General features: G+C 28.5%; 20 protein-coding genes and 4 pseudogenes. 7 read left to right on the top strand and 17 right to left on the bottom strand.

Annotated elements, in window-relative coordinates; genetic code table 11:
• Nucleotides 1–153: 153 nt before the first annotated feature.
• A complete protein-coding gene (locus N5A56_RS01960) occupies nucleotides 154–3,075 on the top strand; it encodes a serine hydrolase domain-containing protein (RefSeq protein ID WP_274270145.1) in 2,922 nt (973 codons plus the stop codon).
• On the opposite strand, the gene N5A56_RS01955 is transcribed toward N5A56_RS01960, so the two are convergent.
• The 7 genes and pseudogenes from N5A56_RS01955 to N5A56_RS01925 all read right to left on the bottom strand — a co-directional run bounded on the left by N5A56_RS01955 (nucleotide 3,047) and on the right by N5A56_RS01925 (nucleotide 8,608).
• Complete coding sequence (locus N5A56_RS01955; RefSeq protein WP_265724021.1) at nucleotides 3,047–4,108, bottom strand: 1-acyl-sn-glycerol-3-phosphate acyltransferase; 1,062 nt, start codon at nucleotides 4,106–4,108, stop codon at nucleotides 3,047–3,049. The two genes, N5A56_RS01960 and N5A56_RS01955, sit on opposite strands and share 29 nt — an antisense overlap.
• Nucleotides 4,105–5,046 (bottom strand): bile acid:sodium symporter family protein, encoded by a 942-nt coding sequence (locus tag N5A56_RS01950; RefSeq protein ID WP_265724022.1) that lies wholly within the window; start codon nucleotides 5,044–5,046, stop codon nucleotides 4,105–4,107. Before N5A56_RS01950 ends, N5A56_RS01955 begins: the two co-directional genes overlap by 4 nt.
• Nucleotides 5,030–5,671, bottom strand: coding sequence for a DUF4159 domain-containing protein (locus tag N5A56_RS01945; RefSeq protein WP_265724023.1), 642 nt, complete (start codon nucleotides 5,669–5,671; stop codon nucleotides 5,030–5,032). The genes N5A56_RS01950 and N5A56_RS01945 overlap by 17 nt, the downstream gene beginning before the upstream one ends.
• Nucleotides 5,672–5,714: 43 nt before the next feature.
• Nucleotides 5,715–6,422, bottom strand: coding sequence for a 16S rRNA (uracil(1498)-N(3))-methyltransferase (locus N5A56_RS01940; RefSeq protein WP_265724024.1), 708 nt, complete (start codon nucleotides 6,420–6,422; stop codon nucleotides 5,715–5,717).
• A 40-nt stretch (nucleotides 6,423–6,462) separates the two neighbouring features.
• Nucleotides 6,463–7,583 (bottom strand): annotated as a pseudogene (locus N5A56_RS01935) (GTP cyclohydrolase).
• Nucleotides 7,584–7,832: 249 nt separating this feature from the next.
• Nucleotides 7,833–8,303, bottom strand: a pseudogene (locus tag N5A56_RS01930) (transporter); the annotation flags it as partial.
• A 59-nt stretch (nucleotides 8,304–8,362) separates the two neighbouring features.
• Nucleotides 8,363–8,608 (bottom strand): hypothetical protein, encoded by a 246-nt coding sequence (locus tag N5A56_RS01925; protein ID WP_274270144.1) that lies wholly within the window; start codon nucleotides 8,606–8,608, stop codon nucleotides 8,363–8,365.
• 173 nt (nucleotides 8,609–8,781) lie between these two features.
• Here N5A56_RS01925 and N5A56_RS01920 point away from each other — a divergent pair, with 173 nt between their 5' ends.
• From N5A56_RS01920 to N5A56_RS01895, 6 genes are read left to right on the top strand one after another with little or no spacing between them, the layout of a single operon-like run.
• A complete protein-coding gene (locus tag N5A56_RS01920; protein ID WP_265724025.1) occupies nucleotides 8,782–9,039 on the top strand; it encodes a DUF4834 family protein in 258 nt (85 codons plus the stop codon).
• Nucleotides 9,040–9,092: 53 nt separating this feature from the next.
• Nucleotides 9,093–11,531: a YfhO family protein gene (locus N5A56_RS01915; RefSeq protein ID WP_265726074.1), complete on the top strand. Its 2,439-nt coding sequence runs from the start codon at nucleotides 9,093–9,095 to the stop codon at nucleotides 11,529–11,531.
• On the top strand, nucleotides 11,528–12,718 hold the full coding sequence (locus N5A56_RS01910) for a glycosyltransferase family 4 protein (protein WP_265724026.1): 1,191 nt from the start codon (nucleotides 11,528–11,530) through the stop codon (nucleotides 12,716–12,718). The genes N5A56_RS01915 and N5A56_RS01910 overlap by 4 nt, the downstream gene beginning before the upstream one ends.
• On the top strand, nucleotides 12,715–13,008 hold the full coding sequence (locus N5A56_RS01905) for a glycosyltransferase family protein (RefSeq protein WP_265724027.1): 294 nt from the start codon (nucleotides 12,715–12,717) through the stop codon (nucleotides 13,006–13,008). Before N5A56_RS01910 ends, N5A56_RS01905 begins: the two co-directional genes overlap by 4 nt.
• Entirely contained in the window at nucleotides 12,939–13,973 is a 1,035-nt protein-coding gene (locus tag N5A56_RS01900) for a glycosyltransferase family 4 protein (protein ID WP_265724028.1), read from the top strand. The genes N5A56_RS01905 and N5A56_RS01900 overlap by 70 nt, the downstream gene beginning before the upstream one ends.
• Nucleotides 13,974–13,978: 5 nt before the next feature.
• Complete coding sequence (locus N5A56_RS01895) at nucleotides 13,979–15,472, top strand: lipopolysaccharide biosynthesis protein (RefSeq protein WP_265724029.1); 1,494 nt, start codon at nucleotides 13,979–13,981, stop codon at nucleotides 15,470–15,472.
• Here the strand turns inward: N5A56_RS01895 and N5A56_RS01890 are convergent.
• From N5A56_RS01890 to N5A56_RS01850, 10 genes and pseudogenes are all read right to left on the bottom strand, one after another.
• The gene (locus N5A56_RS01890) at nucleotides 15,467–15,772 is read right to left on the bottom strand and encodes a DUF6122 family protein (RefSeq protein ID WP_265724030.1); all 306 of its coding nucleotides are present in this window, start codon (nucleotides 15,770–15,772) and stop codon (nucleotides 15,467–15,469) included. The two genes, N5A56_RS01895 and N5A56_RS01890, sit on opposite strands and share 6 nt — an antisense overlap.
• Nucleotides 15,773–15,898: 126 nt before the next feature.
• Nucleotides 15,899–15,988, bottom strand: a complete 90-nt coding sequence (locus tag N5A56_RS17650) for a WbqC family protein (protein WP_420793180.1) — start codon at nucleotides 15,986–15,988, stop codon at nucleotides 15,899–15,901.
• Between the two features lie 155 nt (nucleotides 15,989–16,143).
• Nucleotides 16,144–16,494 (bottom strand): WbqC family protein, encoded by a 351-nt coding sequence (locus N5A56_RS17645; RefSeq protein ID WP_420793179.1) that lies wholly within the window; start codon nucleotides 16,492–16,494, stop codon nucleotides 16,144–16,146.
• 2 nt (nucleotides 16,495–16,496) lie between these two features.
• Complete coding sequence (lepB, locus tag N5A56_RS01880; RefSeq protein ID WP_265724032.1) at nucleotides 16,497–18,197, bottom strand: signal peptidase I; 1,701 nt, start codon at nucleotides 18,195–18,197, stop codon at nucleotides 16,497–16,499.
• 83 nt (nucleotides 18,198–18,280) lie between these two features.
• Nucleotides 18,281–18,981: pseudogene (gene dapB, locus N5A56_RS01875) on the bottom strand (4-hydroxy-tetrahydrodipicolinate reductase).
• Between the two features lies 1 nt (nucleotide 18,982).
• Entirely contained in the window at nucleotides 18,983–19,435 is a 453-nt protein-coding gene (locus tag N5A56_RS01870; RefSeq protein WP_274270143.1) for a DUF5683 domain-containing protein, read from the bottom strand.
• Between the two features lie 146 nt (nucleotides 19,436–19,581).
• Nucleotides 19,582–20,466 (bottom strand): ParB/RepB/Spo0J family partition protein, encoded by an 885-nt coding sequence (locus tag N5A56_RS01865; RefSeq protein ID WP_265724034.1) that lies wholly within the window; start codon nucleotides 20,464–20,466, stop codon nucleotides 19,582–19,584.
• A gap of 1 nt (nucleotide 20,467) precedes the next feature.
• Nucleotides 20,468–21,231, bottom strand: a pseudogene (locus N5A56_RS01860) (ParA family protein).
• 187 nt (nucleotides 21,232–21,418) lie between these two features.
• A complete protein-coding gene (locus N5A56_RS01855; RefSeq protein ID WP_265724036.1) occupies nucleotides 21,419–22,885 on the bottom strand; it encodes an aminoacyl-histidine dipeptidase in 1,467 nt (488 codons plus the stop codon).
• Nucleotides 22,886–22,983: 98 nt separating this feature from the next.
• Nucleotides 22,984–23,616 carry an NAD(P)H-dependent oxidoreductase gene (locus N5A56_RS01850; protein ID WP_265724037.1) on the bottom strand — a complete coding sequence of 211 codons (633 nt, stop codon included), beginning with the start codon at nucleotides 23,614–23,616 and terminating at the stop codon, nucleotides 22,984–22,986.
• Nucleotides 23,617–23,630 lie beyond the last annotated feature (14 nt).

Genomic DNA, 23,630 nt, shown 5'->3' with positions numbered 1-23,630 from the left:
ACAAGTATGTTGCGTTAAGGATTGAAACGACATCCTTTTAGTTGTCAGTTCGAGTAAATTTGAGAAGTATGAACAAATTTGTGTCGAGAACAGCGACTAAAAGATATAGTAGAAAGCCTGTTTAAACGCCCAAAAAAATACATTGAAAAGAATATGAAGAAAAAAATATTGCTATTATTTTTGTTCGCTTTTGTTGTTAAAATGCAATCGCAAACGATAGATCCGCTAAGAACAAAAGATTACGAAGCGCAAGAAATTTGGGTAGATAGTATTATGGGTAGTATGACTATTGATGAAAAAATAGGTCAGTTATTTATGGTGCAAGCATATTCTAATTTAGACGAAAAACACGAAAAGTTTATTACTGAAATGATAGAAAAGTATCATGTAGGTAATTTAATTTTTATGCAAGGAACACCGCAAAAACAAGCTGTTTTAAATAATAAATATCAAGCGCTTTCTAAGTTACCTTTAATGATTGGTTTTGATGGTGAATGGGGTTTAGATATGCGTTTAAAAAATACGTATCGTTTTCCTTGGAACATGACTTTAGGTGCTATTAGAAACGATTCTTTAGTAAAACAATTTGGAGAGCATTTAGGAAAACATTGTAAACGATTAGGTATTCATGTAAATTTTGCTCCTGTTGTAGATATTAATATTAATCCTAAAAACCCTATAATTGGAAATCGTTCTTTTGGAGAAAGTAAAGAAAATGTAACTCAAAAAGCAATTGCATTTACACAAGGTATGCAAAAGTATGGCGTAATGGCAAATGCAAAACATTTTCCTGGTCATGGAGATACAGCTGCAGACTCTCATTATACATTGCCGCTCTTAAATTTTGATAAAGCAAGGTTAGATTCGATTGAATTATACCCTTATAAAAAAGTTTTTGATGCAGGAATTGGGAGTGTTATGACTGCTCATTTAAATATACCTAGTCTAGAGTCAAATTCGGTTCTACCAACGTCTTTATCTAAAAAAGTAGTTACCGATTTATTAAAAAATGAACTTGGTTTTAAAGGTTTAATAATTACGGATGGTTTAAATATGAAGGGAGCAACGAATTATGCTACTTCTGCTGAAATAGATTTAGCAGCAATTCAAGCCGGTAATGATATGTTATTAATACCGCAAGATGTACCCGCAAGTGTTAATTTATTTAAAAAAGCATTGGAATTAAAAACATTTTCTGAAGAGGAATTAGATTTTTCTGTTCGTAAAATTTTAAAAGCAAAATATTGGATGGGTTTACATCAATATAAACCTATAGAATTAGAAAATTTACATGAAGATTTAAATTCTATTGAAGATGAATTGCTGCATAGAACTTTATTAAAAAACGCTATAACTGTTTTAAAAGATACGAAGCAAAATATTCCTTTAGTTAATTTAGAAAACAAGAAAATTGCTTATGTAAAATTGGGTGATGATACAGGAAATTATTTTGTTAATATGTTAAAGAACTATACTAAAGTTGATGTTGTTAGAGATAATAATTTAGATGGTTTAATTAAAAAATTAAAACCATACAATCAAGTAATTATTGGTTTCCATAAATCTAATTTACACCCTTGGAAGAGTTATAAGTTTTCTCAAAAAGAATTGGTGTGGTTGCAAGAAATAGCTAGAGAAAAAAATGTAATTTTAGATGTTTTTGCTAGCCCTTATAGTTTATTGCAATTAAAAACTTTTAAAAATATTGAAGGCTTAATAGTTTCTTATCAAAATAGTAAAATTGCACAAGAATTATCTGCTCAATTAATTTTTGGTGTTTTTGAAGCTAATGGTAAATTACCAGTTTCTATTGGAGATGATTTTAAAGAAGGTTCTGGTTTAAAGACCTATAGTTTAAGTAGATTTGAGTATACTATTCCAGAAGACGTTTTGTTATCTTCAAAAAAATTAGCAGAAATAGATCAATATGCAGATACTATTTTAAAGGAGAAAATGGCTCCTGGTTTTCAAGTTTTAGTAGCTAGAAAAGGGAAAGTTGTATTCAATAAAAGTTATGGCTATCATACAGCCAAAAATTTAAGAACTGTAAAGAATTCTGATATTTATGATTTAGCATCACTAACAAAAATATTAGCTTCATTACCATTAATAATGAAAGCAGAAGAAGAAGAGAAGATTCCTTTATCGGCAAGTTTAAAAGATATTTTGCCAAGTTTTTCTAATTCTAATAAAGCTTCTGTATCTGTTAAAGAAATTCTTTCTCATTATGGAAAGTTAAAAGCTTGGATTCCTTTTTATGTTGGTACTCAAGATAGTGTTACACATAAAAATTTACCAATTTTTTATAGAAAGAAACAATCTAATAAATTTAATATTAAAGTTGCAGAGAACCTCTATATTAGAAAAACTTATAAGGATAGTATTTATAAATATATAAAAGAAGCAGACCAAAGAGAGCGAGAAGGTTATAAATATAGCGATTTAGGTTATTATTTGTTTAAAGAAGCTTTAGAAAACAAGTATGAAAAACCTTTAGATAAATTAGTAGATCAAAAATTTTACAAATCTCTAGGAGCAGATAGAATGACATATTTGCCTTTAAATAAGTTTCATAAATCTTCTATTGTGCCAACAGAAAAAGATAATTATTTTAGAAATCAATTAATACATGGAAATGTACATGATATGGGCGCAGCAATGTTGGGTGGAGTTGCTGGTCATGCAGGTTTATTTGCCAATGCAAATGATGTTGCTAAAATTATGCAAATGTATTTGCAGAAAGGGTTTTATGGAGGTAGACGTTATTTAAAAGAAGAAACGATTAACAAATTTAATCACCGTTATTATTCTGATGAAAAAGTAAGAAGAGGGTTGGGTTTTGATAAACCACAATTAAACCCAAGAGTTAAGGCTACTTGTGGTTGTGTTTCTGATGAAAGTTTTGGGCATTCAGGATTTACAGGTACCTATACCTGGGCAGATCCAAAGAGTGAAATAGTTTATGTTTTTCTATCAAATAGAGTGTATCCTAATATGAAGAATAGAGGCTTAATTAGATCAAATATGCGAACGAAAATTCAGCAAACTATTCAAGATGCGATTCTGTTGGAGTAGGTGAAAGTTTGGTGTATAAAAGCACAATTAATAGAGATGAAACTAAATAAATAAGTCCTATTCCTCTTCCAAATAAAAAGGAAACGATAACTGTTTGTAATAGGTAAAAAAATGGATAAATAAATAAGTTTAGTGCAAACCTAAATGTATCTACAAATTCTATTTCATCAATTTTTTTATAAATTTTCTTCCAAAATAAATATGCGAAAAAAGTATTTATCATTGCTAGGTAGTACAAAGGTTTAAGGAAGTTTTTAGCTTTTTCCTTTTCTTTAGGGAAAGAGTTTTCTTGTATCATTTTGTTAACTAAATCAACCTCAGTAAAATCTACTTGAGCTTTATTTAATTTAGAAAGAGTAGCGTTGTAATTTTCATCATCTTCTATATGAACACTTAATGTTTTTAATTGATCGGAGACTTCTTTTTTTAGAATATTAATTGATTTTGCTTTCGGGTTATTATCAAAAATATTTTTTGAATCTATTGGTTTTCCGTAATTTATACAGACTTTACTTGGGAATACAGATGCATTTTGATAGGTAATGCCTACAGGAATTACGGCAATATCTAAGTCAGGAAATTTTTCTAAAGCACCAGAAATTATTCTGGTAAACCCCTTACTTAATGGTCTTGCAGTTCTCTTTCTATTATGAGTGCCTTCTGGAAAAATTACTAAAGTATCTTTACGTTCTAAAATTTTATAGCATTTATTAAAAATCTCTTCATTATTAGAGAGTTGTTGAATTCCGTCTCTAATTCTATAGATGGGCATTAAATTTAAAGACTCTAATATTTTTTTTATGAATGATTTTTTAAATGCTGCCGCTCTTACTAGAAAGAAGTTAATTCTTGGGTTATGAGTAGTTACAACTAGAGGATCTAATAAACCATTTGGATGATTTATAGCAAATAATACGGCTCCTTTTTTAGGTATGTTTTCTAAACCATTAACTCTTGTTTTTTTAGTATAAAAAAATAAACCAATTTTAATAAAAAAACGAACACTTAAAAACCAAATTTGTGATACTCTCATTTAGAAAATTTAATTAGTTTGATTTGTTTTTTTCTTCCCCAATAAGTTGCTAATGCTATTCCAGAAAAGACATCCCATATTCCCCAAAAAGCGGCTAATAAAGCCATACCGCCTAGGCCATCAAAAAAACCAAAGATTAAAAGTAAGCCTAAACCTCCATTTTGAATACCTGTTTCCATAGAGATTGTTTTACAATCTTGCTTGTTTAAACCAAAACTTTTTGCTGTGAAAAAACCGAGAAAGAAAGCAAAAATATTATGAAAAATTACCAAAAGTAAAACATGGTGAATATGATTTACAAAAATGTCTAAATTTTGAGAAAAGGCAATAAATATTAGTGCAACAAAAACTAACATTGATAATGGCTTTAACACTTTTTCAATTTTTTCTGCCATTTCAGAATGGTAGTGTTTTATAAGCATGCCAGAAATTAATGGAATTCCTAAAATTAAAGAAACTAGTTTTAATAAATCAACCCAATTTAGTTCAACCGTTTTTAAAATTTCATTTGTAGGCTCATACATACTTCCCCAAAATTGTAAATTAAAAGGAGTCATAAAAATACAAATTAAAGTAGCAAAAGCTGTTAAACTAACAGAAAGTGCGGCATTTCCTCCGGCCATTTTACTAAAAAAATTAGATACATTTCCTCCAGGACAAGCTGCAATCATCATCATTCCAAGAGCAAAACTAGGATGAGGTTCAATTATTAGTATTGCAGCAAATGTAGCAGCAGGTAATAAAATAAATTGAGATAAAACACCAACAAAAACAATTTTTGGGTTTCTAAAAAGTCGTTTAAAATCATCTATAGTTATTCCAAGAGCTACGCCGAACATAATAATAGCAATAGCTATGTTTAAAACCCATAAACCACTAGAGTCAAAGTTTATTTTAATATCATCTATATTAATATTCGAACTAGTTTGTAAAAGCATACTCAATAATATTAGCTCCCATTTTTAATGCTTTTTCACGAACACTTTTAGGATTGTTATGTATAATTTCATCTTCCCAACCATCACTTAAATCAGTTTCATAGTCATAGTAAACTACTAATCGTCCTTCGTAAAACAAACCAAATCCTTGTGCTGGTTTTTTATCATGCTCATGAATTTTAGGAATTCCGTTTGGAAATTTAAATGTTTGATTATAGATAGGATGATTATTTGGTACTTCTATAAACTCTAATTTTGGAAAAACTTTTTTTAGTTCTCTTCTTATAAATTTATCTAAACCATAATTATCTGAAATGTGTAAAAAACCTCCAGAAATTAAATAGCTTTTTAGGTTTGAAGCTTCTTCGTTAGAGAAATAAATATTTCCATGTCCTGTCATAAACAACAGCGGGAAATTAAAAATATCTTCACTACTAACAGATATAGCTTGTGGAATAGTAGAAATATTTGTTTTTATATTCTGATTAGAAAATTTAATAAGATTAGGTATTGCCGTAGGATTAGCATACCAATCTCCACCACCATTATATTTTAAAATTGCAACTTCTTGAGCATTCGAGGGAATAAAATAAGATAAAAATAATAACGCTAAAAATTGCTTCATAAATTATTTAAAGAGAATTTAAAGCAAGATACTAAAAATGATTTTACTGATTGATAAACGAAACATTTTGTACAGCAACTAAAGCAGCAGTTTCTGTTCTTAACCTACTTTCTCCTAAAGAAATTGGCGTAATTTTCTTTTCTAATGCTTTCATTATTTCTTGAGAAGAAAAATCGCCTTCAGGACCAATAAGGATTGTTGTTTTTTCTGATGGGTTTATAATGTCTTTTAGAAAGTTTTTTTCTTGTTCTTCACAATGTGCAATACAAACTTTTCCATCAAAAGATTGATTGATAAAATCATTGAATTTTATTGGCGAATTTAATTTAGGAAGAGTAAATTTTAATGATTGTTTCATTGCAGATTGAATAATTTTTTCAAACCGTTCTAGTTTCACATTTCTCCTCTCGGAATTGCTGCAAAAAATAGGTGTAATTTCATCTATTCCAATTTCTGTAGCTTTTTCTAGAAACCATTCAAACCTATCATTGTTTTTTGTAGGCGCAATTGCAAGATGTAAATAATAATTCCAAGGTTTAGGTTTTTCCTGGATATTTATAATTTGAGCAATACATTTTTTATCACTTGCAATTATAATTTTAGCATCAAATAAAAAACCCTTTCCGTTTGTAATATGTAAAATTGATTCTTCTTTTTTTCTTAAAACACGAACTATGTGTCTACTTTCAATTTTGTCAAAAATAATTTGAGAGGTATCGGAAGTAATATCTGAGTTATAGAATAATTGCATATTAAACTTAAATAAGTTTTAAAAAAGACCTAAAAAGATGTTATTGAATATTCTTTTTATAGGTTCTTCTTCTTTTGTGTGTAACTGGATTAAAATCTTCCCAAATCTTTTTAATAGATTCATTTTCTTCTAACTCAGGAGTTCTAATACAGTTAATAATTCCCTTTTTAGAAAAAGTTTTAGTGTATTGGTCAAAAATAATTGCTGTTACTCCTTTGTTTTGGTATTCTGGGTGCACACCAATTAGATAAAAAGTAACATCTTTTGCGTGTTTTCTAGCTTTTAATAAACGTAGTATTCCTAAAGGAAATAATCTTCCTTTTGCTTTTTGTAGTGCAGTAGAAAATGAAGGCATTACAATAGCAAAAGCAATAAGTTTATTGTTTTCATCCATCACAAATTTTATATATTCTGGATTAATAAAAGAAATATATTTTTTCTTAAAATAACTTATTTGCGATTCTGAAATGGGTACAAAAGTAGATAGTTTAGAATAAGAAGCGCTAAAAACTTCAAACATCTCTTCAACATAAGGTAAAATTTCTTTTGTTTTTTTAAAGTCTAAACTTTTTAATTTATAACGCCTCTTTATAACATTACTTATTCTGTTGTAGTAAACTGCATCTACATTGCTAAATTTAAATTTATTTTCTAAATATTCTTTTTCTTTAATAAACCCCAATTGTTCTAAATGATCTTTATAATATGGGTGGTTGTACCAAGTAATCATAGTGCCTAAATGATCGAAACCATCTACTAATACACCAGTTTTATCTAAATTATTAAAACCTACAGGACCTTCAATGTATTCTAAGTTGTTTTCGCGCCCGATTTCATTAACTTTATCTAGCAAAGCTCTAGAAACTTCAACATCATCTATAACATCAAACCAACCAAAACGCATTTTTTTTATCTTTTGATCATTTACTTCAGACCAGTTGATAATTGCAATAACACGCCCTACAATTTTTTTGTCTCTAAAAGCTAAAAAAAAGCGTGCATCAGCATTTTTAAAAACAGGATTTTTTTGGGGTTAAAATTGGCAATTTCATCCTTTATAATAGGAGGAACCCAATATTTATTTTTTCTATATAATGAAAAAGGAAATAAAACAAATCGTTTTATTTCTCTTCTGGTTTTAGCTTCTTTTAAAATAATCATAATTTCTAGGGGGTTAATTATTTCTTCTCCTTCTGTTATTATTAGTTCTCTTTTTTTCTTTTTCGTAAAAATACTAAAAACTCTTTTAAAAAAACCGTTTTGTTTTTTATTGTAACGAGATATTGGAGTATTCATAGCATCATTGCCATTTTCATCTATTTCTTTAAACGAATCAGAGTGCTTATCAACTCTGTAAGAAACTCCTATGCCTCCATAAAATCCATTAGTTTTACCTTCTAATAAAAACCGAGCAGAAGTATTAATTTGTAAGTTTTTATTCAGTAAAAAAGCTAAGCCAGTTCCTAAGTTTATGTTATTTTGTTTTTTTAGAAATATAGTCTGATTTTCAAAAAAAGTAGACCATCTGTTATTAAAGTTATAAGTACCTGTAACTATATATGAAAACTCAGCGAAGTCTGTACCAATTTTATCATAATAGAAATTAGTTATTATATTAAAATCTACACTTAAGTTATTTTGTAATAAAATTCCTGCTTTAGGAGAAATACTCCCCGTTTTGTATATGTCGTTTACGAAATCTGTATTTACACCAGCATAAACTGCTATTGATGGTATCAATCTTTTCAGATCAAATGCATTTCTTCTTTTCCAACTTCTAACTTCTTTAGTTTTGTCTTCATATTTTTGCTGAAATACTAAGTATTTTGCACCAACTGTAAACTTGCTAAACCCAGATGAAAAATAATGAGAGGTAAAGATATTTTTAAAAGCTACTTTATCTCTTTGATAAGTTACTTGTGCATTAATTTCTAAATTTTCTAAAAAAAACTTGTTCTAAAGAGCATGTCGAAACCTAAAGATTGAGGTGTAGAAAATGTTGGCTCAATAGATGTGTTTCTAAAGAATAAATTATTTTCAAGTTGATAAACTCCTGTGCCAACACTATATGGGCTTTCAGAAAAACCTGGTTTGTTAGAATTTATTACTTCCGTATATTGAGAATAGAGAGCAGAGAAACCAAATAGAAATAATAATAAGAAAATTTTCAGATTACGGTTTTTCATTTTCTTAAAAAATAAGTTTAATTACAAGTTAGTTTATGTGAAACAAACATAGCACAAATATGCTGTTTTTAAAAGTAATGTATCCTTTTTTAGCTTTGTAAAACTTTTGTAGTTTGTTAACGTTAGAATTGTTGTCAAATTGTTATTTTTGATTTATTTTTTAAATATAATTTATGATTGGTTTATTAAAAACGATTCTTTACATACTATTCTTTTTTTATGCATTTAAATTTTTAGCACGTTTATTTGCGCCTTTTTTAGTAAAAAAAGCAGCAGAAACAATGCAAAGAAAAGCTGAGCAACAATTTGGTAATCAGCAACAAAAAAGTACCATAAAAAAAGGAGAAACAATTATAGATAAAGCACCACAAAATAACCAACAAAGTAAAAATTCTGTTGGAGAGTATGTAGATTTTGAAGAAATTGATTAAATTTAAAAATCTATTTTAATTAATAAACTATTTATTTCTAAACTCATTTTTAAATTAAACTTTTGAAACTAAAAAAAATACTGCCCTATCTTATAGCAATTGTAATCTTTGTTATTGCTTCATTAACTTATTTTTATCCAGTTTTAAAAGGGCAAAAAATTTCTCAATCGGATATTACTCAGTTTCGAGGAATGGTAAAAGAAATTAACGATTTTAGAGCTGATAAAAATACAGAGCCTTATTGGACAGGTGCATCTTTTAGCGGAATGCCAGCGTACCAAATAAGCGCATATTACCCTAATGATTTAGTACGTGTATTAGACCGAACTTTACGTTTTTTACCAAGGCCAGCAGATTATACTTTTTTATATTTTTTAAGTTTTTTTGTTTTAATGATGGCTTTAAAAGTTAAATGGAGATTAGCCGTATTAGGCGCACTCTCATTCGGTTTTTCAACTTATTTAATAATTATTTTTGTACCAGGTCATAATTCTAAAGCGCATGCAATTGCATATATGCCATTGGTGTTAGCAGGAGTTTTATGGGTTTTTCAAAAAAAGTACGTGTTAGGTTTTATTGTTACGGGTATTGCAATGGCTTTAGAAATTTATACAAATCACATACAAATGACTTATTATTTAGGTTTTTGTTTATTGATTTTAGGAATTGTAGAAGTTATACACGCAATTAAAGAAAAAGCTTTTTTAACCTTCTTAAAACAAGCAGCAGTAATTATAGCAGCTGTGGTTTTAGGTATTGGCGCAAATTCGTCTAGGTTAATGGCTATGAAAGAATATACAGATTACAGCACAAGAGGTAAATCTGAGTTAACTATAAATGTAGATGGTAGTAAAAAAGAGGTTACAAAAGGTCTAGATAAAGACTACATTACACAATATAGTTATGCTAAATTAGAAACTTTTAATTTGTTTATCCCTCGATTTATGGGCGGAGGAACAGTTGAGAAATTAGATGATAGTTCAGATTTTTATCAAACGATAGAAAAAAATGCAGGCAAAAAAGTTGCAGACGATTATTCTAATCAAGTACTTACTTATTGGGGAGATCAACCAATTGTAGAAGCACCTGCTTATATTGGTGCTGTAATTTTCTTTTTATTTTTCTTAGGTATTTTTCTTGTAAAAGGTAAGTTAAAACAATGGTTAGTTGCAGCAACTGTATTTTCTATTGTTTTAAGTTGGGGAAGAAATTTTGAAGAATTAACGAATTTCTTTATTGATTATTTTCCTTTATACAATAAGTTTAGAGCAGTTTCATCCATACAAGTTATTGCCGAATTATGTGTTCCTATTTTAGGTGTTTTGGCTTTAAAAGAATTCTTTTCATCGAAACTTACAGAAAAAAAGAAACGTAAATCCTTAGAAAAGGCTGTGTATGTTTTTGGAGGGTTTATAATTTTAGGATTTTTATTAGCACATAGTTTTTCAACATTTGAAGGATTAAGAGATGAAAGTTATGCTGTTTTACCAGGCTTAATTGATGCAGTAATAGCAGATAGAAAAGCCATGTTATTATTTGATACTTTACGTTCTCTTGCCTTAGTTTTAATTTCTGCAGCAACGTTATGGTTCTTTTTAAAGAATAAACTGAAACAAAAGATTGCGGTTATTGCTTTAGCTGTATTTATTTTGTTCGATTTAATTTCTGTTGATAAAAAGTATGTGAATGAAACTGATTTTAAGCCTTCTAGAAAAGTAGAAAAACCTTTTACAGCTTCTAATGCAGATAAATTAATTTTAAAAGACAAAACACATTTTAGGGTTGCTAATTTTACTGTAGATCCTATGCAAGATGGTTCTACTTCCTATTTTCATCAATCAATAGGTGGTTATCATGCAGCAAAAATGGGACGTTATAAAGAACTGTTTGATTATCAAATAGCAAAAAATAACATGGATGTTTTAAACATGTTAAATACCAAGTATTTTATTGTAGCTGATAAAGAAGGACAAAAACAAGTACAGCAAAACCCAGATATTAATGGTAATGTTTGGTTTGTAGAACAAGTTAAACTTGTAAATTCTGCTAACGAAGAAATGCAAGCTTTAGACTCTTTAAACACAAAAAGTATTGTTGTTTTAGATAAAAGTAAATTATTAGAAAACAGTAATTTTAATTTTGATAAAGACTCTACTGCAACAATTAGTTTGTTAGAGTATGATGTTACAACGTTAACATATCAATCCAAATCAATAAAAGAACAGTTTGCAGTATTTTCAGAAATTTATTATAAAGATGGGTGGAATGCATATATAGATGGTGAATTAACAAAACATTATAACGTAAATTATGTTTTACGAGGAATGAAAATTCCTGCAGGAGAACATAAAATTGAATTTGAATTTGAGCCCAAAGTAATTCAACAAGGTGGTTTCATTTCTTTAACCTCGTATTTAGTTTTAATATTAGTTTCTATTGGTTGGTTTTTTTACGACGAAAAGAAAAAGAAGAAGAAGAAAAAACTAAAATGAAAATAGGAATGATTTTAGACGCTCCGTTTCCTCCTGATCCAAGGGTAGAAAATGAAGCCGTTTCTTTGGTAAATGCAGGTCATGAAGTTTTTCTTTTTTGTTTAAAATATGCTGATGAAAAATCGTCAGAAATTATAAACGGAATTCAAGTAAAAAGATATGTTTCTAATAAACTAGAGTATAAGCTTTCTGCTTTAGCATATACAGTGCCTTTTTATACTTTTTTGATGACACGTAAGATTCATCAGTTTATAAAAGAAACGAATATTGAAGTATTACACATTCATGATATAAGAATTGCACAAGCTGTTTTAAATACAAATAAAAAGTACAATATACCTGTAGTTTTAGATTTACATGATAATATGCCAGAAGTTATGAAGTTGTATCCGCATCTTCAGAAATTTCCAGGAAAGTATATTATATCACCTAAAAAATGGAAACAAAAAGAAGAAGAATTTATTTATAAGGCTGATAAAGTAATTTCTGTTTCACCAGAATTTATAGAAACATTAGCAACTAGATTACCATCAGAAAAAGAGAAGTTTGTTTTAGTACCAAATACAATAAGAACATCTTTTTTTGAGAATTATACAGTTGAAAATTCTATTATAGAAAAATATAAAAACAAATTTGTTGTTTTGTATTTAGGAGATACACATGTTAGACGAGGCTTGCAAACAGCAATAAGTTCTGTTGTAAGCTTAAAAGATAAAATACCTAATTTAAAGTTAGTAATAGTTGGTAAAAACACAACAGACACAATTTTAAAAGAACAAGTTAAAGATTTAGAAATACAAGATTTTGTCGATTTTGAAGGATGGCAAAATGTTTCTCTTTTTCAATCGTATATACTTTCTAGCGCTGTTTGTATTTCTCCTTTGCACAGAAATTTACAGCATGATGTTGCATATGCAAATAAGATTTTTCAATACATGAGTTTAGCAAAACCTCTGTTGGTTAGCGATGCAATAGCTCAAAAAAGATTGGTAGAAAAAACGAACTCTGGTTTAGTGCATCAAGAAAAAAATGTTTCTGATTTTACTACAAAAATTTTAAGACTATATAAAGACGATGTTTTAAGAACTCAGTTAGGAGAAAACGGAAAGAACTTTGTAAGAAATGAGTTTTCTTGGGAGCAGACATCAAAAAAACTATTACATTTATATGATAATCTTCTAAATTGAAAGTATTAATTCTTACATATTATTGGCCTCCTGCAGGTGGTTCTGGCGTTCAGCGTTGGTTAAAATTTGTAAAATATTTACAAAATTTTGATATTGAACCTATCGTTTATACGGTTGATAATGCAAGTTATCCAAAAGAAGATATTTCGTTAATAAATGAAGTTCCTAAAAATATATTAGTTTTAAAACAACCAATTTGGGAACCTACAGATTTGTTATTTTGGAAAAAAATAACAATCAAAAAAAGGATATTTCTAATGCTACAAATAGTGGTCTTTTATCATTTATAAGAGGTAATTTTTTTATTCCAGATCCTAAAGTGTTTTGGGTAAAACCATCGGTTAAATTTCTTCATAAATTTTTAGAAACGAATAAATTTGATGCAATAATATCTACAGGTCCGCCACATAGTATGCATTTAATTGCACAAAAATTAAAAGAAAAAAACAATATAAAATGGCTTGCAGATTTTAGAGATCCTTGGACAGATTTGTATTATAACAAAGAGTTTAAGCAATTGTCTTTTGCAAAAAAGAAGAATTTAAAAATGGAAGCTTCTGTTTTTAAAAATGCAGATTGTATTTTAACAGTAAGTAATTCTTTAAAAAATGATTTTGCTAAGAAAGCTATAAGAGTAGAAGTAATTACTAACGGTTTTGATGATGAAGTTTTAACTAAAAACTTAATTCGTTTAGACAAGAAATTCACAATTTCATATATTGGTTTATTACCAAAACAAAGCAATCCTAAATTATTGTTTAAAGTACTAAACAGATTGTCTATTGGAGATGAAAATTTTAAAAACGATTTACTATTAAATTTTATTGGTGATATTTCTAATGAAGTAAAATTAGAAATTGAAGCGAATGGCTTATTAGATAATTCGGTATTTTTAGGGTATGTTTCGCATAAAGAGGCTATTGAATATCAAAAAAAATCGCAAGTTTTACTTTTGTTAATTCCTAATGTAATAAAATCTGAAGGAATTTTAACAGGTAAGTTATTTGAGTATTTAACAGCAAAAAGACCTATTTTAGCTATCGGTCCTAAAAAAGGTGATTTATCAGAAATATTAAAAAATACGAATGCTGGTGTAGTTGTAAGTTTTAATGATGAAGAAAAATTAACATCAGAAATTAAAAAATTATATCAACAATATAAAACAAGAAACTTAAAAGTAGATTCTAAAAATATTGAACAATATCATAGAAAGGAATTAACTAAAAGTTTATCAGAAATCATAAAAAGTTTATAACCAAAATGGGAATTGTTTTAAAACAATCTTTTAAAAATACATTAATTATCTATTTAGCCTTTTTAATAGGAGGTGTAAATACAATTATATTTTATCCAGAATTTTTAGGTTCAAAATTTTATGGTTTAGTAGTTTACCTTTTGTCTACCTCAAATATTATAATGCCATTTTTAGCCTTTGGAGCTCATTTTACGATGATAAAGTTTTTTTCTTCATATGAAACAAAAGAACAAAAGGATCGGTTTTTATCTTCTTTAATTTTTTTACCATTAATTATTGCGTTGCCTCTTGGATTTTTATGGGATTATATGCACGAATTAATTATGAGTAGAGTTTCTGATGGGAATAAAAATATAGAAAGTTATACTTTTTCTATTTATATTATTACTGTTTGTTGTGCGTATTTTGAGTTTTTCTATTCTTGGACAAAAGTGCAATTAAATACTGTTTTTGGTAATGTTTTAAAAGAACTTTGGAATAGAGCTATACAAATGATTTTATTAGTTGCTGTCTTCTTAGAATGGATTACTAAAGTTGAATTTATTTATTATTTAACAGCTGCATACATTCTAAGAACGTTGGTAATGATGTTTTATGCATTTAAAGTGTATTTACCTAAATTTCATTTTAAATTGCCAGATAATTTTTCCGAAATTATAAAGTATTCTGCATATATAATTCTTGCAGGAAGTGCAGGCGCAATTTTATTAGATATCGATAAAAATATGATACCTGGTAAAGACACAATAGAAAAAGTAGCTTATTACACAGTAGCTGTTTTTATGGGGTCTTTTATTGAAGCACCAAGTAGAGCGATGACACAAATATTACAACCATTAACTTCTAAGTCTTTAAATGATTCTGATATAGTGGAAGTAGAAAATTTGTATAAAAAGAGTTCTATAAATTTATTTTTAGTTGGTGGTTTATTCTTTTTACTAGTTAATTGTGGAGTACACGAACTATTTAAGTTGATGCCAGAAAAAGGATATGCTGGTGGAGAATATGTTGTACTAATGATTTCTTTAGCTAAATTGTATACAATGTTACTAGGTAATAATGGTGCTATTATTGGTAATTCTAAATTTTACAGAATTACATTGCCTTTAGGCGTTGGTATGGCTTTATCTGTTTATTTTTTAAACAAGCTTTTTTATTTTGAATTAGATTTTGGTACAGATGGTTTAGCAATGGCAACTTTAATCACTATTTTATTTTTTAATACTGTAAAACTATTTTTTGTAAAAAGTAAATTTTCAATAACACCATTTACAGATAAGTCTTGGAAAATGTTTCTTATCATTTTGGTCTTATTTGCTTCTTTCTATTTCTGGAACTTTTCTTTACCAACAATAGAGGTTTTTAATAGGGATATCTCACCTGTATTTAACCTTATTTTAAAAAGTATTTTAATAGCTGTTGTGTATTTATTTGTAGTTATTAAACTGTCTATTTCAGATCAAATTAACGCGCTTGTAAAAAGGTTTGTAAAACTATAAATAACAATCTATAAAATCTGTTAGCATATGAAATAGCAATGCTAATGCAATTACTCTAGTCTTCTTAAAAAAGAGTCCAATAATGTAAAAGCCACAAGCTAAATAAGTATGTAGCGGATGAAAATTAATACTACACCTATTTTTATCAAAAATTGGAGTCGCTAATAAATGATCTAAATCTACTAACATAGATAGTAAGAAAATTAAGTATACCGTTTTCCATTTATCTTTAAAGAAAAGAAAAGCTATTAGAAGTGGTATTATAAAATGAAGGGAATAATGTATTATAAATTTTGTCATATAAAAAAAGGCATAACTAAGATAAACCTTTTTTGTAACCTAATTAGAATTTGGGAGGAATTCTTCGATTCAAATTTAATAAATTATAAATAGCTTTAGGGGAAATGATAATGTACTACGAAGAGACTACAAATAACTAATTGTATTAGGGCCTTCCATAAACAATAAATCTAAAATAGATAAATTAGGTATAAAACCATGTTTATCATCAAACATCTGAATATATCTTTCAACAACTTTATTAGGTTTGTGTTTTCTATCTGCGAGTATTCTAAAATCAATATCACTAGTTACAGCTTGGTATTCTTTGGTTTTAGTGTATTTAGATTCTAGTTGTAATGCATCGTCAATAAATAAAAAAGTATCAATATTTAAATCCTGTAAGTATTTGTATTTTTTTCAAAAATAGGAGCTAAATCATCTTCAAAAAAATCAAAAAAAGGAGATGTTCTATAAGCGATTTTTAATGATTTAAAATGTTGATCTTGCCAATCGAAATTATTTTCGACTAATGTGTCTTTTGTTTTTTTTCTATTTTCTGTATTCTTATGTTTTACAGGTATTGTTAACAACTGTTTTCCGCTGCTATTATATATATAACAGCGATTTCTAAAACTTTGTTTTTGATAATTGTCTTCCATTTCAAAAACAATATTATCAGACTTTATAATTGCTGAATATTGAGAAATAGGAGAGAAGTATGTTGGAATAAATAATGACATTCTTATGCTTTCTTCTTCTTCCCTTTATAATAACTCCAACCAATGTATAATGCAATTAAAGCAAAAAACACATATCTATAAGAAACAGGCTCTCCTTCTCCATGAACGGTACTAAACATTCTGTCCCATCTGATTGATTTAAATCTTTCAGCAGAAAATAAAGGTGTACTCGGGTCCCAACTAAACCAAATCATTACAGGTTTACCTAAAACATGATCAAAAGGAACATAACCCCAATAACGGGCATCTAAAGAGTTGTGTCTATTATCTCCAATTAAATAAAAGTAATCTTGTTTAAAAGTGTACGAATCTGCTTTTTCTCCGTTTACAAAAATATCATCACCATTAATTACTAAATCATTGTTTTCATGGTTTTTGATAATTTGTTTATAAAAAGGAATCGATTCTGAATCTAACTTTACAGTAGCTCCTTTTTTAGGAATATATATTGGTCCAAAATTATCTTGACTCCAACCTAATTTCTTAACATGTGGAAAAATAGCATTGTCTGCAGCGTGATTTATTTTTTTAACAGATTTTGTTAGAGGATATTTTTCTAACCTTGTAACTTCTTCTGCAGTTAAGTTAATATTGATTTTATTTTCAACATTAATCATTTTTAACCTTTTAGCAAATTGTAGGTTTACACCACCAGCTACTTCTGTGTATAAAGAGTCTTCTCCAATTTTAGATAAGTTTCCGTTTTTCTTTATTGCTTCTTGTACTTTATCGTTGTTCCAATATTCCGATAAAATTTTGTAAACACCCGTTCTTTCTTTATTCAATAAAAATTTTGGATAACTTTTTTGATTGATAGGTTGCGTACATTCAAACGTATAATAGAATTGTAGTTTTGCTCTATAAGGTAATTCGTTCTTTTTTCCGTTAATGTAAAAGTAACCGTTTTTCATCTCTAAAGAATCACCAGCAATACCAACACAACGTTTAACGTAATTAGTCTTTTTGTCTACAGGCTTGTAAGTAAATTTACCAGAATTATCGCCCCACATAGTAGCTAATGAGTCTGCAGGCCAATTAAAACAAACAATATCGTTGTTCTTAATTTTTTGCAAACCAGGTAAACGAGTATAAGGTAATTGAGGTTTTTTAAGATAAGAAGCAGTTCCTGTAAAAGGTAAAGAATCGTGCACCATTGGAGCAGCAATTACTGTAGATGGCACTCTAGCACCATAATGAAACTTGCTCACAAACAAATAATCACCAACTAGTAAAGATTTCTCTAAAGAAGATGTTGGTATTGTAAAAGGTTGCATAAAATAAGTGTGCACTAAAGTAGCGGCAATAATTGCAAAAGCAATAGAACTTACCCATTCACCAAGTTCAGAGCGAGGTTTTATACTTCTATCTGCATTAAAACTAGCGTCTGTAGCATAATTGATATAAAAAATATAAAGACCTAAAGTTACAATTACTAAAAATGAATCTAATTTTTTATAAAAACCAAAAGTTCTAATGGTTTCAATCCAAATTACAGGAAACATTAATAGGTTTACAATTGGTATAAATAAAAGTACAATCCACCATTTTGGTCTATTAATAATTTGCATTAATACAACACCATTATAAATAGGAATTGCAGCTTCCCAAGCTTTTCTACCTGCTTTTACATACAATTTCCAGGTGCCTAGAAAATGAATTAATTGAACAACCAAAAAGAAGATAAACCACTGTGTAAATGTCATAATATTTTTTTTGTTTTCCTTTTTTAAAAAGGAAATAATTTTAATGTCTTATAAGGCGCAAAAGAAACAATTTGTTACATTCTTTAACGGATGTTTAACACATCTTTCATAGAAAAAACTCCAGTTTTATCAGAAATCCATTCAGCAGCAATAACAGCTCCCAAAGCAAAACCTTTTCTGTTGTGTGCTGTATGCTTAATTTCTATTGTATCTACTTCAGAATCGTACCAAACAGAATGTGTTCCTGGTACTTCTGGTATTCTTTTAGCAACAATTGCAATGTTTTCTTCGGATGCCTTTTCGCCCAATTCCCAAGCTTTTTTAGAAGTGTTTTCTATAACTCCTTCTGCTAAAGTAATAGCGGTACCACTTGGCGCGTCTAATTTTTTTGTATGATGAATTTCTTCCATAGATATGTTGTAGCCTTCTACAGCTTTCATCATTTTTGCTAATTGTTTGTTCAGTTCAAAAAAAATATTTACTCCTAAACTAAAATTTGAAGCATAAATAAATGCACCTTTTTTTCTTTACAAAGTTCTAAAGCTTCATCATATTTTTCTAACCATCCAGTAGTTCCAGAAATTACAGGTACATTATTGTTTAAGCAATTAGATATATTGTTAAAAGCAGAACTAGGCACACTGAAATCGATAGCAACATCAGCTAATGTTATATCAATTTTTTCATCAACATCTTTCCTTATAACTATTTCATGGCCTCTTGAGATTGCAATTTTTTCAATCTCTTTTCCCATACGTCCATATCCTAATAGTGCAATCTTCATTTTAAAAATTATATTTAATTGTTAATCCAACAGAAGGTGTTTCTATTCGAATTGGATCCATTATTAATGCAGGTTTAAAAGATAAATTATCATCTGTGTTAAATTGTAATAAATGTGCATTAACACTCGCTTCAACAATTTGTAAAACATATAAAATTACGCCCATTAATAAAGACATGTCTCTGTTTTCTCTTAACTGTTCTTGTGCGGTTTCTATGGTTTCTAAAGAGACTGAAGTAGATCCATCATCTAAGGTGAATTCATCTTGTAAGCCATTTTTTCTAAGCTTATAAGCTGTTCTATATCGTTTATAATCTCTATTATTTAGTTGGTAGTAATATGTTGGCAAAGCTAAAGCTCCCCAAACTATTGGTGCTTTCCAGTATTTTTTATTATAAATCTGTCCCATTCCAGGAAAAATAGCAGAATAAAATGCTGCTTTAGAAGGTGACAATGGGTTGTAAATTCCTCCTTTTTTTATTTTAGATTTTCTTTTAACCTTTATGTCTTTAGTTTTAATATTCGTAGAATCTTTTTGAGCAAAAAGATTCGCAGAAAAAAACGCGATTAAAAGAACAAATATGATTTTTTTAAAGACACTTATTTTAGTAAGTTTTTTATTCTGTTGAAATCTTCTTCTGAATGAAAAGGAATTGAAATTTTTCCTTTTCCATTATTACTTATACTAATATCTATTTTATGACCAAAAAAATCACTAAATTCTTTATTGCTATTTTTTACATAAGAAGGAATAGATTTTTTCTTTGTTTTAGTTACACTACCAGTTTTTAAGTTTTTTACAAGTTCTTCAGTTTGTCTTACAGATAGTTTTTCTCGTAAAATTTTTTCGTAAATAGCTAACTGATCTTCTGTACTATCTACATTAATCATAGCGCGGCCATGTCCCATAGAGATAAAACCATCTCTCATACCAGTTTGTAAAATAGGATCTAGTTTTAGTAATCGTAAATAATTAGTAACTGTAGAGCGCTTTTTACCCACTCTTGTACTTAATTCTTCTTGCGTTAATTGAATTTCATCAATTAAACGCTGGTAAGAAAGTGCAACTTCTATAGGGTCTAAATTTTTACGTTGTATGTTTTCAACCAAAGCCATTTCTAGCATTTCTTGGTCGTTTGCTAATCTTATATAAGCAGGTACAGTTTTGTTACCAATAAGTTTTGATGCTCTAAAACGACGTTCACCAGAAACTAACTGAAATTTATTACCTTTTAGTTTTCTAACTGTAATAGGTTGTATAACACCTAATTCTTTAATAGAACTTGCTAATTCTCTTAAAGCTTCTTCATCAAAATAAGTTCTTGGTTGATAAGGATTAACTTCAATTAGTTCTAAATCTAATTCAATAATATTACCAACAAGCTTATCTGCATTTTTATCTGACGCAGAATTAATGTTTGGTGTTTCTTGTAACAAAGCAGATAATCCTCTTCCTAAAGCTTGTTTCTTGGTTGCTTTTGCCATTTTACGAATTCTTTTTTAATAACTCTTGTGCTAAATTTAGGTAATTTACAGCTCCTTTACTTGTAGCATCATATGCAATAATACTTTCTCCATAACTTGGTGCTTCTCCTAAACGCGTATTTCTTCTAATAATTGTTTCAAAAACCATGCTAGAAAAATGTTTTCTAACTTCATCTACTACTTGGTTCGATAAACGTAAACGAGAATCGAACATTGTTAATAATAATCCTTCTATTTCTAAATCAGCATTATGAATTTTTTGAACACTTTTTATTGTATTTAAAAGTTTTCCTAATCCTTCTAATGCAAAGTACTCACACTGTATCGGTATAATAACTGCATCAGCAGCTACTAAAGAATTTAGAGTAATCAATCCTAATGAGGGAGCACAATCAATTAAAATATAGTCATAATCATCTTTAATTTTTTCTAAAGATTTTTTGAGCATATACTCTCTTTCTTGTTTGTCTACTAATTCAATTTCAATTGCAACTAAATCTATATGTGCTGGTATAATATCTAAATTTGGAGACGTGGTTTTAACAACCGCATCTTTAGCAGAGATAGAATGCTCTAAAACTTGATAAGTTCCATGCTCTACAGTTTCTACAACAATTCCTAATCCAGAAGATGCATTTGCTTGAGGGTCAGCGTCTATAAGAAGGACTTTTTTTCTAAAATACCTAAAGATGCTGCCAAGTTAATACTGGTTGTAGTTTTACCTACACCTCCTTTTTGATTCGCAATTGCAATTATTTTTCCCATTAACAAATTTCTAATTTTGAAGAGTAAAATTACAAATTATTCTCTTTTATAAAGTTTAAAGATGTTAACAAAAATATAATTTTTTAAAAACCTGTAATTTAGTTAATTACATTTTGTTTTCTAAAGTTTTTGAACAATTTATAACCTTGCGACTTCTACCTTTTTTTCGTGATATTATAATTCTTATTTATGCTGTTTTTTTTGGTGTGTTTTTTAAAACTTCTAATAATAGTTTCCAGAATTTTTGAGTTGAAGAAATTTGAGCTCTTTCATCAGGAGAATGTGCACCTCTAATCGTTGGGCCAAAAGAAACCATATCCATATTTGGATAATTTTGCCCTAAAATACCACATTCTAAACCAGCATGACAAGCAGCTACTAGTGGTTTTTCTTTAAATAAATCTGTATAAATGTTTGCAACCGTTTTTAAAATCTCTGATTTTACGTTTGGTAACCAACCAGGATATGTACCAGAAAAATAAACTTCAAAACCTGATAATTCAAAACTAGAACGTAAAGAATTTGCTAAATCCCATTTATTTGTTTCTGATGATGAACGCGTTAAACAACCAATTTTAATAGCACCGTCTTTTACAATAACACGTGCAATATTATTAGAAGTTTCTACCAAACCTTCTACATCTGGACTCATTCTATAAACACCGTTTAAAGCTGCATAGATAGATTTTGTTAAACCTTCTTGCACACCAAGCTCCATAACCTTTTCTGGTGATAAAATTTCATTAATTTCTATGGTTAAGTTTTCTTCTAAAGTTAAAAATTCTTCTTTTATATTTTTGATTAGTTGTGCTGTTTCAAACAAAAAAGGTTCTTTAGAGATACTGTCTACAACAACAGTTGCAGTACTTTCTCTTGGAATAGCGTTTCGTAAACTACCTCCATTAATTTCAGAAATTCGCAAACCAAAATTTGCAAAAGCATCAAACAAAATACGATTCATAATTTTGTTCGCATTTCCTAAACCTTTAATAATATCCATACCAGAATGACCACCATTTAAACCTTTTACGGTAATTGAAAAAGCAGTAGTATTTTCTGGAGTTTCTTCTTCTAAGTAGGTTCTTGTTGCTGTAACATCTACACCACCTGCGCAGCCCATTCCTATTTCATCATCTTCTTCAGTGTCTAGGTTTAGTAAGATTTCTCCTTCTAGAACACCACCTTCTAATCCCATTGCACCTGTCATTCCTGTTTCTTCATCAATGGTAAATAAAGCTTCAATTGTTGGGTGTGCAATATCTGTAGATGATAAAATAGCCATAATTGCTGCTACACCTAAACCATTATCTGCACCTAAAGTTGTTCCTTTAGCTTTCACCCAATCTCCATCAATAAACATTTTTATACCTTCTTTGTCAAAATCAAAAACAGTATCAGAGTTTTTTTGATGTACCATATCTAAGTGACCTTGCATTACAACAGTTTTTCTGTTTTCCATACCAGAAGTTGCAGGTTTCTTAATGATAACATTACCAACTTTATCAACAAAATTCTCAAGATTTAAGTCGTTTCCAAAATCAACCATAAATTGAATGACTCTTTCTTCTTTTTTTGAAGGACGTGGAACAGCATTTAAATCTGCAAAATGACCCCAAACTGATTTTGGCTCTATGTTTCTTATATCTTGACTCATTGTATAATTTCTTAAAAATTTATGGTTCAAAAGTACAGTTTTTAAAGACCAAAAAAAGCCTTCTTTTAAAAGAAGGCTTATAAAATTTTCATTATAAATTAGTCGATCTCTAAAATAGAATCTTCTAATTTTTTACGTACTTTTTTTAAATCTTTCATAAAACAATCATCTGCTCTAAAACCTACTGGTAATACTAATGTAGATGTTAAGTTGTGTTTGTCTAACCCTAAAATTTCATCATATTTTTCTGGTTTAAAACCTTCCATTGGGCAAGAATCTATTTGTTCTAAAGCACAAACTGTTAATAAATTACCTAATGCTAAATAAGCTTGGTTTTTATTCCAAATTAATAATTCTTCTGGTGTTTTTTTATCTATTTCTGCAGTTAAAAAATCTTTAAAAGGATTTGTAATCTCATCAGAAGTATTTCTAACTTGTTTTACCAAATTAAAATATTTTGTTACTTCTTCTGATGTATATTCTTTTTGAATGCAAATAATTAAAAGATGAGATGCGTCTAGTACTTGAGGTTGATTCCAAGAATGTGGAACTAATTTTTCTCTAATACTTTTGTTTTTAACTACAACCAGTTTTATTGGTTGTAAACCGTACGAAGTTGCAGTTAAATTAAATGCATTTTTTAAAGTGTCTATTTGCTCTTTAGTAAGCGTTTTATTATTGTCGAATTTTTTAACAGCATAACGCCATTGCAAACTTTCTATAGAATTCATATACTTAAATATTA

The sequence above is a fragment of the Polaribacter ponticola genome (genome assembly GCF_026191475.2).
Lineage (GTDB): Bacteria > Bacteroidota > Bacteroidia > Flavobacteriales > Flavobacteriaceae > Polaribacter > Polaribacter ponticola.
This window is presented reverse-complemented; position numbering and strand designations above follow the sequence as displayed.